We start from the raw sequence: 14,971 nt of genomic DNA, 5'->3' as shown, positions 1-14,971 counted from the left end.
CTAAAATCTAAAATGTTTTATGGCTTCTACATTTTCCTTTGACATTGTGAGCGACTTTGACCGACAAGAGTTAGTTAATGCTGTCGATCAAGTTATCCGAGACATCAAAGGTCGTTACGACCTCAAAGATACTGAAACTACTGTTGAGTTGGTCGAAGAAAGCATTAACGTTAGTACTGACAGCGAATTTACCTTAGATTCTGTACACACCGTCCTGCGAGAAAAAGCCGCCAAGCGTAACCTTTCCCAGAAAATCTTTGAATTTGGCAAAGTTGAATCAGCTAGCGGTAATCGCGTGCGTCAAGAAATCAAACTCAAAAAAGGCATCAGTCAAGAAATCGCCAAACAAATTTCCAAATTGATTCGGGATGAATTCAAAAAAGTACAAGCCTCAATCCAAGGTGATGCTGTGCGGGTTTCTGCCAAATCTAAAGATGACTTACAAGAAGTTATGCAGCGACTAAAACAAGAAGACTACCCGGTAGCTTTGCAATTTACAAATTATCGCTAAAAAATTCGTAATTCGTAGTTAAAATTTCAATTACGAATTACGAATTACGAATTATTTTAAGCCCCTCCGCCAATACTTTTTTGAAATGCCGGACGCTCAGATAACTGCTTGATATAGTTCAACACCTCTGGGTAAGCGCTGAGGTCTAGCTTCAGCATTATGGGAATATAACTCAGAATAGAACCCACTCCCACATCAGCAACAGTGAACTCATTACCCAGCAAAAAAGGCTGCTTACTGAAAATTTCATTTAACACATTCAACAAGCGGGGCATTTCTCGCTCCCGATTTGCTTCTACAAAAATCCCTGTAGCTAGGGTAGAATTGCCAAACAACACCCACTGGGAAAATACAGCACGTTCTTCTAGTGAAAGTGGACTTTTACTGTACTTCTCGGCAAGATACAGCAAAATTGCTCCAGATTCCCAAAGCTGAAAATCCCCATCAACAATTGCTGGAACTTTACCAACTGGGTTAATCGCCAAATATTCAGGCTTGAGGTGTTCACCCGCTTGCATATCGAGTTTGACGAATTCGTAAGGAACTTGGATTTCCTCTAAATACCATTGAACAATTGACGCTCGACTACGAGCGCCTCCGTAAAGTTTGAGCATAATTACTTAAAGAACTTTGTGAGTGTGAGAATGCTGTTTAACGTTATCTTCTTTCGTTACAACTCTAGCGGCATTTAGCACCCGTTTGCGCTCAATGGAATACTTAAATTCAGTGTAATTTGTACCTAATGGAATCATGGATTTTGCAGATTCACGACGCTTGTAGGTACGAGCTACTGCAAATGCTCGTGGCACAAATTCTTCTCCAAACTGAGCCGACTCTGGAAAGCCATCTGGTAGGAGTTGTGAATCGCCATCTAACACAGATCCCAAAGTTGTTGCATGAGCCAGCTTATAGGAGGTAGGAATGCCCTTTAAAAGCGCTTCTAAAGCCGCAGAAGGAATCGGTTCTATAACTTCAATTTGATAAACTTCTCCATCTTCTTTGACGAAGCAGGTTGCCAAGCCGATAACAATGTAGTCATCGGTTGCTAAATCGGGGGCGTTGGGATAGGAAATTGCGGTTGTCATCAGAAAATTTCTCAAAACTTAAAAATTAAATCTAGATACTGGGGCATTGGGATTGGGCATTGGGCATTGGGGATTGGGGATTGGGCATGGGGCATTAGTTCTTTATTCTTTCTCCCCCTGCTTCCCCTGCTTCCCCTGCTTCCCCTGCTTCCCCTGCTTCCCCTGTTACCTCATCTCCTCTCTACCTTCTTTCTCATCTTTAAAAGAACGGCTTGTTGGCATTCTACCAATTTGTCGCTCTCACTACTTGACCAGTCTTTGAGATTGACATCTGCTATTTCTGGAATTCACCTGTGGGATCAAGTATCCATGATTAGGTTTGAGGAGCAATTGTTTATTTAAGGCGTAGATTTCTCTTGTGCGGCTAGGTTAAGTTCTCTCTTTAGATGGCTTTTTTGTAACCCTAAATACCTTAAGAATAGACACAGTGGTAAAACCACTACCCATCAAAAACTAGAATTTAATTTCACAAAGCAGCGATTTCAGGCAGGGAAAGATGAATATTAACTCATTTTTAGCTGACGATGACCAGCAAAGCAAGCAATATCAATATGTTTTAAATAATACAAATAAAGTCCAAGAGCAGAGGAAAAACGATCGCAGCACATCTACTTTAGGGAATAACGATTTACGCTCTTTTGCTTTTAAGTCGGCTCAACAAGGAGATTATACTGAAGCGATCGCACTTTTAAGCCAACTAATTTACCGCCATCCGCACAATGCCGTTGATTACAACAATCGGGGGCTAATTTATTTCCAAAGTGGTGAAAGACCAAAAGCGTTTTCCGATTATAACACCGCCCTCAAGCTTAATCCCTATTTGGCTAGTGCTTATAATAACCGGGCAAATTACTACGCGGCTAGTGGAGAATTAGCAGCAGCACTTACCGACTACGATCGAGCAATTGATTTTAATCCTTGCCATGTCCGGGCGTGGATTAACAGAGGCATTACCTGGCGTGACTTAGGGCAATATGAAGAGGCAATTGAGAATTTTGAGGTAGCACTGCTTTTCGGTCAACTAGAAGGTCATATCTGGGCTGAACGCGGCAGAACTTACCATCTTTGGGGCGACTGGAATTGTGCGATCGCTGATTACCGTCGCGCCCTCACTCAACTGCCCTCTCTCAAAACAACAAAGGACGTTACTGGTTCTCGTTTGCGTTTACAAATCGAAAATTGGCTAAACGATTTGTTATCTCCTGAGCATCCTATTTGGTAGATGAGTTATACTAGGGGATTCAAAATTCAAAATAATTGATTAAATTTTGAATTAGATTTTACTAATAGATGATAACTACATAGCTATTCAAAAATTAGCTATTAACCATTATTTATTAGCAATAATATAAATTAACACCCGGTTTTTACGTACCTAAAATCACAAGAAACCTAAATTAATCCCAAATTCGCCATTGAGCTTAAGGTGATGATTGTGTCTGTGCATCTTCTTGGCGATCCTTATTCATCACCACAACCCGACGCTGGCTAGGATCGAATCGGTATCCTTGTTGTTGCATAATGCTTCTAGTTTGCTGAGGATCGAAGTTACGGCTAAATTCCGTTTGCAAACCATTGACGTGTGCTTCCATCAACTTGACTTCAGTACTAATTTCTCGCAACTTTTCTTGCTGTAACGAATGATAAGGCAAAAGTTGTGCCAAAGCAGATGCTGCAACGGCTGTAACAACAAGATTAACCGCTATCTTGGCTGTGCTTTCTAGTGCCATCACCTGGTAAGAACGTTGACGAAGATGCCGCTTTGGTCGAGGAATGACTCGGCGTTTTTGTATAGGTTGTAACGGTGGTCTGGAGGGTTGAATCGCGTTCATAATGCTAAAAAATAACCTCGCTGAGTGAAGGGAAGCACTGTAAAAGCGCTCTGGCGCTAATTACTGCTTGATTTAGCTGTCATATTACTTCATTTTTTTGAAATCGCTACAAGTGTTGCACCAGTTAAAAAATAACCTGGCTTACGTAAGTGCCAGTTTCCTAGTTACTTATGGCAGAAAGCCACAAGAAGAAAGGAAATTGCACCCCGTACTGCCAGGATTATTAGCTTTTCAACTGTGTCACATCGAAGCGTTATTTGTAAAGTTCTGTGGCTAATCGCCAAGCTAGAACTCCTGGAATCAGCGCCACAACGAGAGCGATGTAGACTTGAGTATCCGAGATGGAAGATATCTGAGCGATGTACAGAGTATCTAAGATAGGCATGGCTGAAAACCTCCTAACCTGAATAGATTTTGAACAGTTCGTTTACTACTTTTCCTTGTTTTGCCAGGATTGGGGAATATCTTGTTACAAGATGCAACAAAAGCAGTTATTAGTCAGTAGTCTTTATTTATTCTGCATTAAAAAAATTTATAAAAATTATGAATTTGTATTTGGGTATCGACTTCGGCACATCTGGCGCACGCGGCGTAGTGATTGACGAGGAAGCCTCTTCTATTCAGGCTGAGGTGCGATATCCCTTCCAAGACTCATCAGCCGCCGTTACGCCCAAAATCTGGCAAGAGGCTTTGTTTGTGCTGGTGGAACAAATACCTGACCAATTACGGCGAGAAATTAAAGCGATCGCAATTAATGGGACTTCTTCCACCGTCTTGCTGGTCGATGCTGCTGGCAACCCAACAGATGCACCATTGCTATATAACGATGCGCGGGGATCATTGGTGCTAGAGCATTTGAAGAGTATAGCACCCCCTAATCATACCGTATTAAGTGCCACATCTAGCCTAGCTAAACTTTTGTGGATGAGACAATTACCCTCTTTTAGTGAAGCTAGATATTTCCTGCATCAAGCAGATTGGCTGGCGTTTCTCCTAGATGGACAGTTGGGGATTAGCGATTACCATAATGCTTTAAAGCTGGGTTATGACGTAGAAGAGTTGAAATACCCAGAATGGTTAGAAAAGTTGCAAATACCGATTCAGCTACCCAAAGTTTTAACTCCTGGTACTCCTATTGCCGAATTGCGCCCTGAAATTGCGGATAAATTCGGTTTCCGCCGTGATTGTCTAGTGTGTGTAGGTACAACTGATAGTATTGCGGCTTTTCTCGCCAGTGGTGCAAAATTACCCGGTGAAGCCGTAACTTCCCTTGGTTCAACATTGGTACTAAAGTTGTTAAGTTGCACCCGTGTCGAAGATGCCAGATATGGAATTTACAGCCATCGTTTGGGGGATTTGTGGCTGACTGGTGGTGCTTCTAATACTGGGGGTGCAGTACTGAAGCAATTTTTCACAAAGGCTGAGTTAGAAAGCCTTAGCAGTGAGATTGATCCTTCAATTGCCAGCGAGTTAGATTATTATCCATTATTGAAGGTTGGCGATCGCTTCCCCATTAATGATCCCAATCTCCCCCCACGATTGGAACCACGCCCAAATAACCCAGTAGAATTTCTGCACGGGTTGTTAGAAAGTATTGCCCGCATAGAAGCGCGAGGGTATGAATTGTTGCAGCATAAGGGCGCAGACAAGTTAAGTCGTGTTTATACTGCTGGTGGTGGTGCTGCAAATGACACTTGGACTGCAATTAGAGCGCGTTATTTGCAGATTCCTGTAGTAGCGTCAGTGTATACAGAAGCGGCTTACGGGACGGCGCTGTTGGCGATGGAAGGGCTAAACAGGAGTAATTGTGTAACTATCTTTTCGTAGATATTTTATAAATCAGTATCTATCCCAGTGACAATCTACATATCTCGGACGATACTGGGGTGATTAGATACCGGACTATAGATTACCAGGTTCACAATCTGGGCAGCTATTCGGGGATGGGTGCTTCGCCGCAAGCGAATGTCATCTATCCCCTTTACTAATTATTGGTGTGAGTTCTGAGAGATTAGGAGAAAAAGGTTTTTTAAGAAGGTTTGACCTGCGCGATCGAGATTATCATCTAGGCAAAAGGTGAGGCTGCGGACTCGAATTTTATCACTTTGAATATCTAGTGGCTGTGTCAGATTTTTGGGGTATATCAAATAGGCTTGCGTGCATTTTGTTGTGTTAGCGTAGCTGATCATTTGATGAATATCTATATTTTCTGCCTGTTCAGGGACTTTATACTTTGTATCTAAAACTGCTATTGTTTTGCCAGTAGCAGCATCACACAGTAATATATCTATACTAAAGTGTCGATTTTGACTAATTTTTATTGAATGTTGCTGTTTGAAAAAATAGCCTTGTGGCGCGTTTTTCTGAAGCAATTCTGCAACAAAAAGTTCATATAAATATGCCATATCGACGAGAAAGGGTAGGGTTTTATAATTTCCCATCTCATGAATGGGACTACTATTTTCTAAAAAGAATCGGCATAAAATATGTAATAGTCGATAGTCTTCATTGAGGCGATTGTACTGTCTTCTAATACAATCTTTTGCACTACAAGGTTGCAGCGTTATTAATCCTTGTAGAGCATGATAAGCTTTTCGTATTGTTGGTGATACTCTTTCTGAGCATAAATTGCTACGACCAATGATATAAAGTGTCCATGCCAGTATTTGGTTTTCTTTAACATCAGCCGTATGTTTTTCGTAATCGCATTTAAGTTTAACATTCCACGGCTTTTGAATTACCTGTTGCACATCTAGCCTTCCCCGCACATAAGAAAGCTGCTGTGTTTTAGGCAAGTAAGTACGATATAATCCTTTGCGGCATCGCTCTAAAACTTTATGCGCTAATATCTGAGCTAGATTATTATAAAAATCTTTTAGAGATTCACAATCCATCAGCCCTTCGAGAAAGCGAAAACCTTTTAACTTGTAGGCATATTCCAGCATTCCGAAGAGGTTTTGGATAGGCACTTTCGGATTTATTTTTAGATGAAATTCCGGAGTTATAGGAATGTAACCTACCCATCCTTTAGCTTTCAGTTTCCAATGTTCTCTCGTTGTATAGCTAGGGAATTCTATATCTACTTGTGTTTTGTATTTTTCATATAATTCGACCCCGTCTGAATGGGGTATTTCATCACGCAGAAATAAGTTATTTTCGTATTCTGTAATTTCAATAATTTTTAGTTGTGCTAGGTTTATATCCATAGTTTATTTTTGATTGTCTTCCAGCGAAATTCATTTACTTTTTCTAGCTGATTGAAAAAGTATTCTTCTAAATATGGCTCAATTTCCATACACCATATATCTTCTATATCTTCACGTAGGTTGTCTGTTAAAAAGAATGAAATACCAATTTCGTAGTTTTTATCTGCGATCGCCTGATTTAATTGCTCTAAAATATCAATTAATCCCTCTACTCCAAAACCTGTTTTTAGGTGATACCGTTTCAGCACTTCATAATTTGGACGAAGTTCAATAAATGCAAAGCGGCGACGAAGTGCATGATCTATATTGGCGATAGACCTATCTGCTGTGTTCATTGTGCCAAGAATGCGGACATTTTTCGGGATGCGAAACATATTACCGCCAGCTAATAGAATTTCTCTATCTCGGTACTCAAGTAAGTACATTAGTTCGCCAAAAACTTGTGCGAGATTAGCGCGGTTTATTTCATCAATAATTAAAACGCAAGTTCCTTGATGATACTCTGCTTCTTTGGAGAATTTTAGAAAACTGCCAGGAAGCAAAGGGTATGTTAATTGTCCATCTTGGCTTTGAGGACGGATACCTTGAATGAAATCTTCATAAGAGTATGCTGGATGAAATTGCACCAGTTCCGAAAAACCATCACTACCGCCGATTAAGTGTTTTGCAAGTTTTTCAGCTATGAAGGTTTTGCCTGTTCCAGGCGAACCGCTTAAAATTACCTGTTTTTTGCGATTAATTGTACGTATCCACCGTTTTAAATCTGTTTCATCAAACCCAATTATTTCAGAGCATTGCTTGATAGAAAAGTTAGGGTTTATTTGATAACAGGAAAAAAAAGCCACAAATTTATTAGTAGCATCTATAACTTCTTGAGATTGCTGAAAATCTTTATTATTTGTGCATTTCATCCATTGTGCGTCTGTATTATCTTTGTAAAAAAAGTCTGTATCATCTTCGTAAAAGAAGTCTGTATTATCTTCGTAAAAAAACATTTCTATGATTACAGTTTCATCTCTAATAAATCCATTATTTTGATTATAGATTTCATGTATTTCGGCTAAGTTGACGATCTTATCCAAAAATATACTCTCACTAATTAGTTCAGCTTCCATTCTCTGCAACTCATATATATCTGCATCTACTTGAAACTGCTGGTGGTTAATTTCCCATACAGATTTAAATAGCATTGAGTCACTGTCTAGGCTATCCATCAGTACTTGCATTACTTGCTGTAAAGCATTATCGACAAAGTACAAAAGTAGATTATTTGGCTCGGATTTCGGTAGTATAGGGCAGCGTAAACCATCTACACAGTCGATTATGTATTCATTATACTCATGAGTTATGTGAATACCTTTAAGCCACTCTCTACTGTAATTATTAATATAGTATTCCCAATAATAATCATTAAGAAATTCCAGGTAAAAACTTACAATAGCAAAAAATCTTATAACTACTAGCAAAAGCTCACGTTTATTAGAATAAGTTGCAAGTCCGGTGTAGATTATTATTTCCCATGCTTGCCAAATCAGTTCTAAAGCTTCCCATTCATGCTTTGATCCTCCAGTCGCAATTCGTGAAGCGTAAGCTACATCACCCCAAGTAAGAATATTTTTTTGATTCATATCACAGATGATCTAAATAGCAAAATTCATTACTTTATAACATTTAATACTTATTTATTAACTATTAAGGCGATCGCAATCAATCATGGCAGAAAAACGCCAAATTGTGGGTTTAAAGTAACCGGATGCTGCGGCGCTACAGTGTAGAAGCTAATGACAGCAAGCAGAACACGGAGACAAAAAAGTGCAAATCACTAAGCGCAACGTTGAGTTAAGAGTAGATGGCAGCTTAATGCGTGTTTACGTTGCGGCTCCTAAAGCAGCAGGAAAATACCCCGGTATTCTGTTCTACAGCGATATTTATCAGTTAGGTGATGCAATGATTCGTCTAGCTAACTACTTAGCAGGATACGGCTATGTAGTAGCAGCCCCAGAAATTTTTCACCGAATCGAGCCAATTGGTTCAGTAATTGAGCCAGACGATATTGGAAGGATGCGGGGAAATGACGATGCGCGTCGAACCGCAGTAGCTAATTATGATGCCGATTGCCTTGCTGTGATTGAATTTCTGAAAACAGAGAGTGCGGTTTCTCCAAATCAAATAGGCACTCTCGGCTTTTGTATTGGTGGACATTTAGCATTCCGTGCAGCATTTCAAAACGAAATTCGGGCTTGTGTCTGCTGTTATCCTACTGGCATTCCTAGTGGCAAACTCGGTAAAGAGGTAGCTGATACAATCCAGAGGGTAAGTGAAATAAAAGGTGAGATGCTAATGGTGTTTGGTACACTTGATCCTCATATACCAGAGAGCGATCGCAAAACCATAATAAGATCAATCGAGAATGCTAACATACCTCACCAAGTTTTCTTGTATGAAGCAGAACATACATTCATGCGCGATGACGGTTATCGTTATGATTCTAGCGCTACCACCGCAGCTTGGTCTGAAATAGTAACTTTCTTGGGGCGCATATTTGCAGACTGAAAACTCCTATTATTTAGTAGCCCGTCAAATTTGAGTTGTCTGCAACGCCAACAAACCAGCACCATAAGCAGGTTCATACCTCGGAAAAATCACGTTTACATTAGGAAACTTCTTAACAATAGATGCTGCAAATCTTTCATGGATGTTGCATCTACCTTGCCATACACTTCCCGTTGTGACTACTTCTAAAACTGAGTCAGCATTAAAAATAGCATCAATTACTGTAGATGTAGCTTTTACTAACTCTTTTACAGCATCGTCAATTATGATATTCGCTACTATATCACCTGATGCTGCTGCAAAATCTACAATTGGTGCTAAAGCAGCTATCTGTTTAACTCCCCATCCTCGCCGATATATTACTTCTATTAAATCTTCTATACTCTCCAAATCAAGGTGCTGTTTAAAACCCTCTAGCAAAATCGTTGATATTTCCCGTCCATCATAAGATTTTAATGCTGCGTTCATGGCTGCGATCGCAATTTTATAAGCGCTACCTTCATCTCCTAAAATATAGCCCCAGCCGCCGACTCGCTTAGTATACCCCTGATGATTTCGTCCGAAAACTATCGAACCAGTACCGGCTGCAACCACAATTCCTACAGGTTGACCAATTCCACCAACTAAAGCAATTAAAGCATCATTACAAATTACGATATTCGCTGGTTGCAATGCCCAGACAATAGGCAATTTGCTATTCTGTAATTCTTTAACTAAATCTTTTACTAATTCGATATCTGCTGCACGATCTACACCCGCTAAACCTAAACATATCGCGTCAATCTTCACACTATTTCTAATTATTGCTGCCTCAATAGCATCGTGAATTGCTGATTGAATAGATTGTAAAGTTGCTTCTATTCCTATACTCTGATAATTAGATGGCCCAGCTTCACCACGACCTAACACTTGATGCGAATCATCCATCAAGACACAAACAGTCTTACTGCCGCCGCCATCTATTCCTAAGATATAGACCATTATCTGTAATAATATTAATTATTTTGACGCTTTAGTTCTTCTTTTAAAGGAATAAAAAAGATAGCAATCATTCCAGGAATTGTAAGCAAGCAGACCAAGACAAAAAATAATGGATAACCTAGTGCTTTTTGCAGATAACCGCTAATTAAACCCGGTAGCATCATTCCTAAAGCCATAATGCCAGTAGAGATAGCAAAATGAGAAGTTTTATATTCGCCTTGACAAATATACATTAAATAAACACTAAAAGCTGTAAATCCAAAACCATAGCCAAATTGCTCCAAGGAAACCAAGGGATATATTAATGTTAATGAAGGTTTAGCATAAGCCATATATACATAAAATATATCAGGCAAATTTAACGCCAAAGCCATAGGGAATAGAGACTTTTTTAATCCATATTTAGAAATTAATAAGCCTCCTAAAATCCCTCCACAAATCAGGGATATCACCCCAAAAGTTCCGTAGACTAAGCCAACATCTGACGTTGATAGCCCTAAGCCTCCTACTTCTGGTTTATCCAATAAAAATAAAGAGGCTATTTTGACAAGCATTGCTTCACCAAGTCTGTAAAGCAAGATAAATGCTAAAATACTGATAATTTTATCCTGAGCAAAATATGAGCTAATGATTGACCAAAATGGTATATTTTCTATAGCTTGTATTTGTTGTCGGTTATCTGATTCAGATAATGGTAAAATTAGGCGGTGAAAAATAAACAGGATTGCTAAAATTAAAGCTGAGAAGCCAATAGCAATAGTCCAGCTTAAAGGAATATTATTGAGAGATACTTCAAGATGTCCTGCTAAAACTACTAATATCCCAGAGCCAAAGATTACAGCAAGTCTATAACAAAGTGAACGAATGCCGACAAAAAACGCTTGTTGTTCTGGAGATAAAGCGAGGAGGTAAAAGCCATCTGTGGCAATGTCATAAGTTGCAGAAATAAATGCTCCTATTGTTAATACTGCGAGGGAGATGAAAAAGAAATTTGGCAGTTGTAAAGAGAAGGCTATTAAACTTAAGCAGCAGAACATGGCAAATTGGGTATAGAGTATCCATTTGCGTTTGGTAGAGTAAATATCAATGATTGGGGCCCAAAACATTTTGATGACCCAAGGTAGATAGAGGAAGCTTGTCCAAAGAGCAATTTGGGCGTTATCGATTCCGAGTTTTTTGTAGAAGATTACGGAAACTGTGTTGATGATGATGTAAGGTATGCCGGAGGTGAAATATAGGGTGGGGATGAATTTCCAGGGGGAGGTTGTTTGGTGTTTCATAGGTTGGGGGAACGAACCGCAGAGGCGCAGAGGGCGCAGAGAGGGATTAAGAGAGGATGATGCGTTTGATGCCGTCTTTGAGGAGGGGGACGTTAAAGTTGATAAGGATGGCTAGGGGGTAATTAGTCATTTTATAGGTATGAGAGGACTTGGGCTTCGTGAATTGGGGCTAAATTTTGGACAGCTTTTAATTCCACAATTAGACAATTAGCAACCAGAAAATCTAATCTACCCTTACCTACTTCATGTCCTTTGTAATTGACTGTTACCGACTTCTCAACCAGATGAGGTATCCCGCACCTAAAAAATTCTATAATTAGCGCCTCCAAAAACCCTGGCCCCAACACCCGATGCACCTCAATCGCCGCCCCAATCACCTCACCCGTAAGCCGATTCATTTCCTCTCCCACCTCTCTTCCCTCCGCGTTCTCTGCGCCTCTGCGGTTCGTTTCCATCAATCCCTCCCCAACCCTATGGCAAAATTTATAAAAGTCCTTCCTTAGTTTGCCCAGCATGACCGCAACCATTCCCAATCTCCCCAGTCTCTACGACCCCTTTTCCACCGAAGCCAAGTGGCAAAAATTCTGGGAAGACAACCAAGTTTACAAAGCTGACCCCACCAAAGGCGGTGAACCCTACTGCATCGTCATCCCGCCGCCCAACGTCACCGGCAGCTTACACATGGGTCACGCCTTTGAAAGTGCCTTAATTGATACCCTCGTGCGCTACCACCGGATGCAAGGCCGCAATACCCTATGGCTACCCGGAACTGACCACGCCAGTATTGCTGTGCATAGTATGCTGGAAAAGCAACTCAAAAAAGAGGGTAAGACTCGCTACGAATTGGGGCGCGAGAAGTTCCTAGAACGCGCTTGGCAATGGAAAGCGGAGTCTGAGGGAACGATTCTGAATCAGCTACGACGCTTGGGTGTCTCGGTAGACTGGTCACGGGAAAGATTTACCCTGGATGAGGGTTTATCCAAAGCTGTTGTGGAGGCATTTACTCGCCTCTTCGAGGAAGGCTTAATTTATCGTGGTGAATATTTAGTTAACTGGTGTCCAGCTTCCCAATCGGCTGTGTCTGATGTGGAAGTGGAAAATCAAGAAGTTAATGGCAATCTCTGGCATTTCCGCTATCCTCTCACCGATGGTTCCGGTTTTGTAGAGGTGGCGACAACTCGACCAGAAACGATGCTGGGTGATACGGCTGTAGCAGTTAATCCCAATGACGATCGCTACAAACATCTCATTGGCAAAACTCTAACTCTGCCTATTTTACAACGAGAAATTCCGATCATTGGCGATGAATTTGTTGACCCCACTTTCGGCACAGGTTGCGTGAAGGTGACTCCCGCCCATGACCCCAACGATTTTGACATGGGTAAGCGTCACAATCTGCCGTTAATTAATATTATGAACAAAGACGGCACTCTCAACGCCAACGCCGGGGAGTTTCAAGGACAAGACCGCTTTGTTGCTAGAAAGAATGTGGTTTCTCGCCTAGAAGCAGATGGCTTTTTGGTGAAGATAGAAGATTATAAACATACCGTTCCCTACAGCGATCGCGGTAAAGTACCTATTGAACCCCTCCTCTCAACTCAATGGTTCGTCAAAATTCGCCCTCTAGCTGACAACACTCTCGAATTCCTCGACCAACAAACTTCCCCAGAGTTTGTCCCCCAACGTTGGACTAAGGTCTATCGTGATTGGCTAGTAAAACTCAAAGATTGGTGTATCTCTCGCCAATTATGGTGGGGACACCAAATTCCGGCTTGGTACGCCATCAGTGAAACGGGTGGACAAATTACCGATAACACGCCCTTTGTGGTGGCAAAATCGGAAACCGAAGCTTGGGAGAAAGCCAAATCACAATTTGGTGAAAATGTCCAGCTTGAACAAGACCCAGATGTACTAGATACTTGGTTTTCTTCTGGACTATGGCCGTTTTCGACTTTGGGCTGGCCGGAACAAACTCAAGATTTAACAACTTACTACCCGACTACTACTTTGGTAACAGGCTTTGACATCATCTTTTTTTGGGTAGCTAGAATGACAATGATGGCTGGGCATCTTACAGGACAAATGCCTTTCCAAACGGTTTACATCCACGGGCTGGTGCTGGATGAAAAAGGTCAGAAGATGTCTAAGACCAAAGGTAATGGCATTGACCCTTTGTTATTAATTGACAAATATGGCACTGATGCCCTGCGGTATACCCTAATTAGGGAAGTGGCTGGTGCGGGACAAGATATCCGCTTGGAATACGATCGCAAAAAGGATGAATCGGCATCTGTAGAGGCATCCCGCAACTTTGCTAATAAGTTGTGGAATGCTGCCCGATTTGTGATGATGAATTTGGATGGACAAACACCGCAACAATTGGGGAACCCAGTCGCTACCGAATTGAGCGATCGCTGGATCATCTCGCGCTATCATCAAGTTGTCAAACAAACCACCAATTACATCGATAATTATGGTTTAGGGGAAGCAGCAAAAGGACTCTACGAATTCTTCTGGGGTGATTTCTGCGATCAGTATATTGAACTAGCAAAATCCAGACTGCAAGCAGATGCCGATCCAGTATCGCGGCGGGTAGCACAGCAAACCCTCGGCTACATATTGGAAGGGATTATGAAACTGCTTCACCCTTTCATGCCTCATATTACCGAGGAAATTTGGCAAACTCTCACTCAACAACCGCCAGATTCACTGCAAACTTTACCATTGCAACTATATCCCCAGATAGATGCAAACTTAATTGATCTAGCTTTAGAAGAACAGTTTGAATTGCTGATTGCTACTATCCGCACAATTCGGAATTTACGGGCGGAAGCGGATATTAAACCAGGGGTGAAAGTAACAGCGAATTTGCAAACTGAAAGCCAGAAGGAGCGAGAAATTCTCACTGCTGGACAGTCTTATATTAAAGATTTGGCTAAGGTTGAGACTTTAACCATTACTGACAAGGAAAAAAGCCAAACTGTTGCTGCTAAAAAACCTCAGAGCGGTTTGAAGACAATCGGCTTAATTATCGTCGCCATTGTCTTTGGTAGATTGGGGTTGGCTGTGGGAAATGCCATTGATGATATTCCCATCATCGGAACTTTCTTTGAAATGGTTGGTTTTGGTTACACAGCTTGGTTTGTTAGCCAAAATTTGCTCACTGCTGAAGCGAGACAAAAGTTATGGGGACGGTTTTTCCCACAGAGAGAATTAGAACAACCACAAGAACCAGAAAATGCGATCGCTGGTGTGATTGGTACAGTCCAAGTCCTAATTCCTCTTGCAGGTGTGGTAGATGTCGAAGCAGTTAGTGCCAAACTACAAAAACGCCTGAACAAGGTAGAAGCAGAAATTAGCGGGCTACATGCTAGATTAAGCAATGCTAAGTTTGTTGAACAAGCACCTGCTGATGTAGTGCAAGCAGCGCGGGACTCCTTAACAGAAGCACAGAAACAAGCGGAAATTTTGCGCGATCGCCTTAAGGCGTTGTTGTAGCGATCGCCAGCGTAGCTTAGGATAA

At 41.2% G+C, this 14,971-nt stretch carries 13 protein-coding genes and 1 pseudogene; 5 read left to right on the top strand and 9 right to left on the bottom strand.

Going from position 1 to position 14,971, the window contains the following annotated elements; translation table 11 throughout:
- Positions 1–19 precede the first annotated feature (19 nt).
- Positions 20–511: a YajQ family cyclic di-GMP-binding protein gene (locus tag V7K38_RS22570; RefSeq protein WP_334860829.1), complete on the top strand. Its 492-nt coding sequence runs from the start codon at positions 20–22 to the stop codon at positions 509–511.
- 56 nt (positions 512–567) lie between these two features.
- Here V7K38_RS22570 and V7K38_RS22565 read toward each other — a convergent pair whose 3' ends face one another.
- A complete protein-coding gene (locus V7K38_RS22565; RefSeq protein WP_334860826.1) occupies positions 568–1,125 on the bottom strand; it encodes a glutathione S-transferase family protein in 558 nt (185 codons plus the stop codon).
- A gap of 6 nt (positions 1,126–1,131) precedes the next feature.
- Complete coding sequence (locus V7K38_RS22560) at positions 1,132–1,596, bottom strand: hypothetical protein (RefSeq protein WP_334860824.1); 465 nt, start codon at positions 1,594–1,596, stop codon at positions 1,132–1,134.
- A gap of 496 nt (positions 1,597–2,092) precedes the next feature.
- Between V7K38_RS22560 and V7K38_RS22555 the strand changes: the two genes are divergently transcribed.
- Complete coding sequence (locus V7K38_RS22555) at positions 2,093–2,818, top strand: tetratricopeptide repeat protein (protein WP_334860822.1); 726 nt, start codon at positions 2,093–2,095, stop codon at positions 2,816–2,818.
- A gap of 199 nt (positions 2,819–3,017) precedes the next feature.
- On the opposite strand, the gene V7K38_RS22550 is transcribed toward V7K38_RS22555, so the two are convergent.
- Both V7K38_RS22550 and psaM read right to left on the bottom strand, forming a co-directional pair.
- Complete coding sequence (locus tag V7K38_RS22550; protein WP_334860820.1) at positions 3,018–3,428, bottom strand: hypothetical protein; 411 nt, start codon at positions 3,426–3,428, stop codon at positions 3,018–3,020.
- Between the two features lie 253 nt (positions 3,429–3,681).
- Positions 3,682–3,771, bottom strand: a complete 90-nt coding sequence (gene psaM / locus V7K38_RS22545) for a photosystem I reaction center subunit XII (RefSeq protein WP_040630342.1) — start codon at positions 3,769–3,771, stop codon at positions 3,682–3,684.
- A 200-nt stretch (positions 3,772–3,971) separates the two neighbouring features.
- Here psaM and V7K38_RS22540 point away from each other — a divergent pair, with 200 nt between their 5' ends.
- On the top strand, positions 3,972–5,255 hold the full coding sequence (locus V7K38_RS22540) for an FGGY-family carbohydrate kinase (RefSeq protein ID WP_334860818.1): 1,284 nt from the start codon (positions 3,972–3,974) through the stop codon (positions 5,253–5,255).
- A 161-nt stretch (positions 5,256–5,416) separates the two neighbouring features.
- On the opposite strand, the gene V7K38_RS22535 is transcribed toward V7K38_RS22540, so the two are convergent.
- Complete coding sequence (locus tag V7K38_RS22535) at positions 5,417–6,634, bottom strand: McrC family protein (RefSeq protein WP_334860816.1); 1,218 nt, start codon at positions 6,632–6,634, stop codon at positions 5,417–5,419.
- Positions 6,625–8,262, bottom strand: coding sequence for an McrB family protein (locus tag V7K38_RS22530; RefSeq protein ID WP_334860814.1), 1,638 nt, complete (start codon positions 8,260–8,262; stop codon positions 6,625–6,627). Before V7K38_RS22530 ends, V7K38_RS22535 begins: the two co-directional genes overlap by 10 nt.
- 184 nt (positions 8,263–8,446) lie before the next feature.
- On the opposite strand from V7K38_RS22530, the gene V7K38_RS22525 reads away from it, so the two are divergent.
- Complete coding sequence (locus tag V7K38_RS22525) at positions 8,447–9,187, top strand: dienelactone hydrolase family protein (protein WP_334860812.1); 741 nt, start codon at positions 8,447–8,449, stop codon at positions 9,185–9,187.
- Positions 9,188–9,211: 24 nt separating this feature from the next.
- On the opposite strand, the gene V7K38_RS22520 is transcribed toward V7K38_RS22525, so the two are convergent.
- The 3 genes and pseudogenes from V7K38_RS22520 to V7K38_RS22510 form a co-directional block, all read right to left on the bottom strand.
- A complete protein-coding gene (locus tag V7K38_RS22520; RefSeq protein WP_334860810.1) occupies positions 9,212–10,168 on the bottom strand; it encodes an N-acetylglucosamine kinase in 957 nt (318 codons plus the stop codon).
- 14 nt (positions 10,169–10,182) lie between these two features.
- A complete protein-coding gene (locus V7K38_RS22515) occupies positions 10,183–11,448 on the bottom strand; it encodes an MFS transporter (RefSeq protein ID WP_334860808.1) in 1,266 nt (421 codons plus the stop codon).
- A 46-nt stretch (positions 11,449–11,494) separates the two neighbouring features.
- Positions 11,495–11,903: pseudogene (locus tag V7K38_RS22510) on the bottom strand (GxxExxY protein).
- Between the two features lie 58 nt (positions 11,904–11,961).
- On the opposite strand from V7K38_RS22510, the gene V7K38_RS22505 reads away from it, so the two are divergent.
- Positions 11,962–14,946, top strand: coding sequence for a valine--tRNA ligase (locus tag V7K38_RS22505; RefSeq protein ID WP_334860806.1), 2,985 nt, complete (start codon positions 11,962–11,964; stop codon positions 14,944–14,946).
- Positions 14,947–14,971: the final 25 nt, after the last annotated feature.

It is taken from the genome of Nostoc sp. (genome assembly GCF_036917465.1).
In the GTDB taxonomy this organism is placed as follows: Bacteria; Cyanobacteriota; Cyanobacteriia; order Cyanobacteriales; family Nostocaceae; genus Nostoc.
Note: the sequence above shows the minus strand (reverse complement) of the source record. Positions and strands in the feature narration are given on the sequence as shown.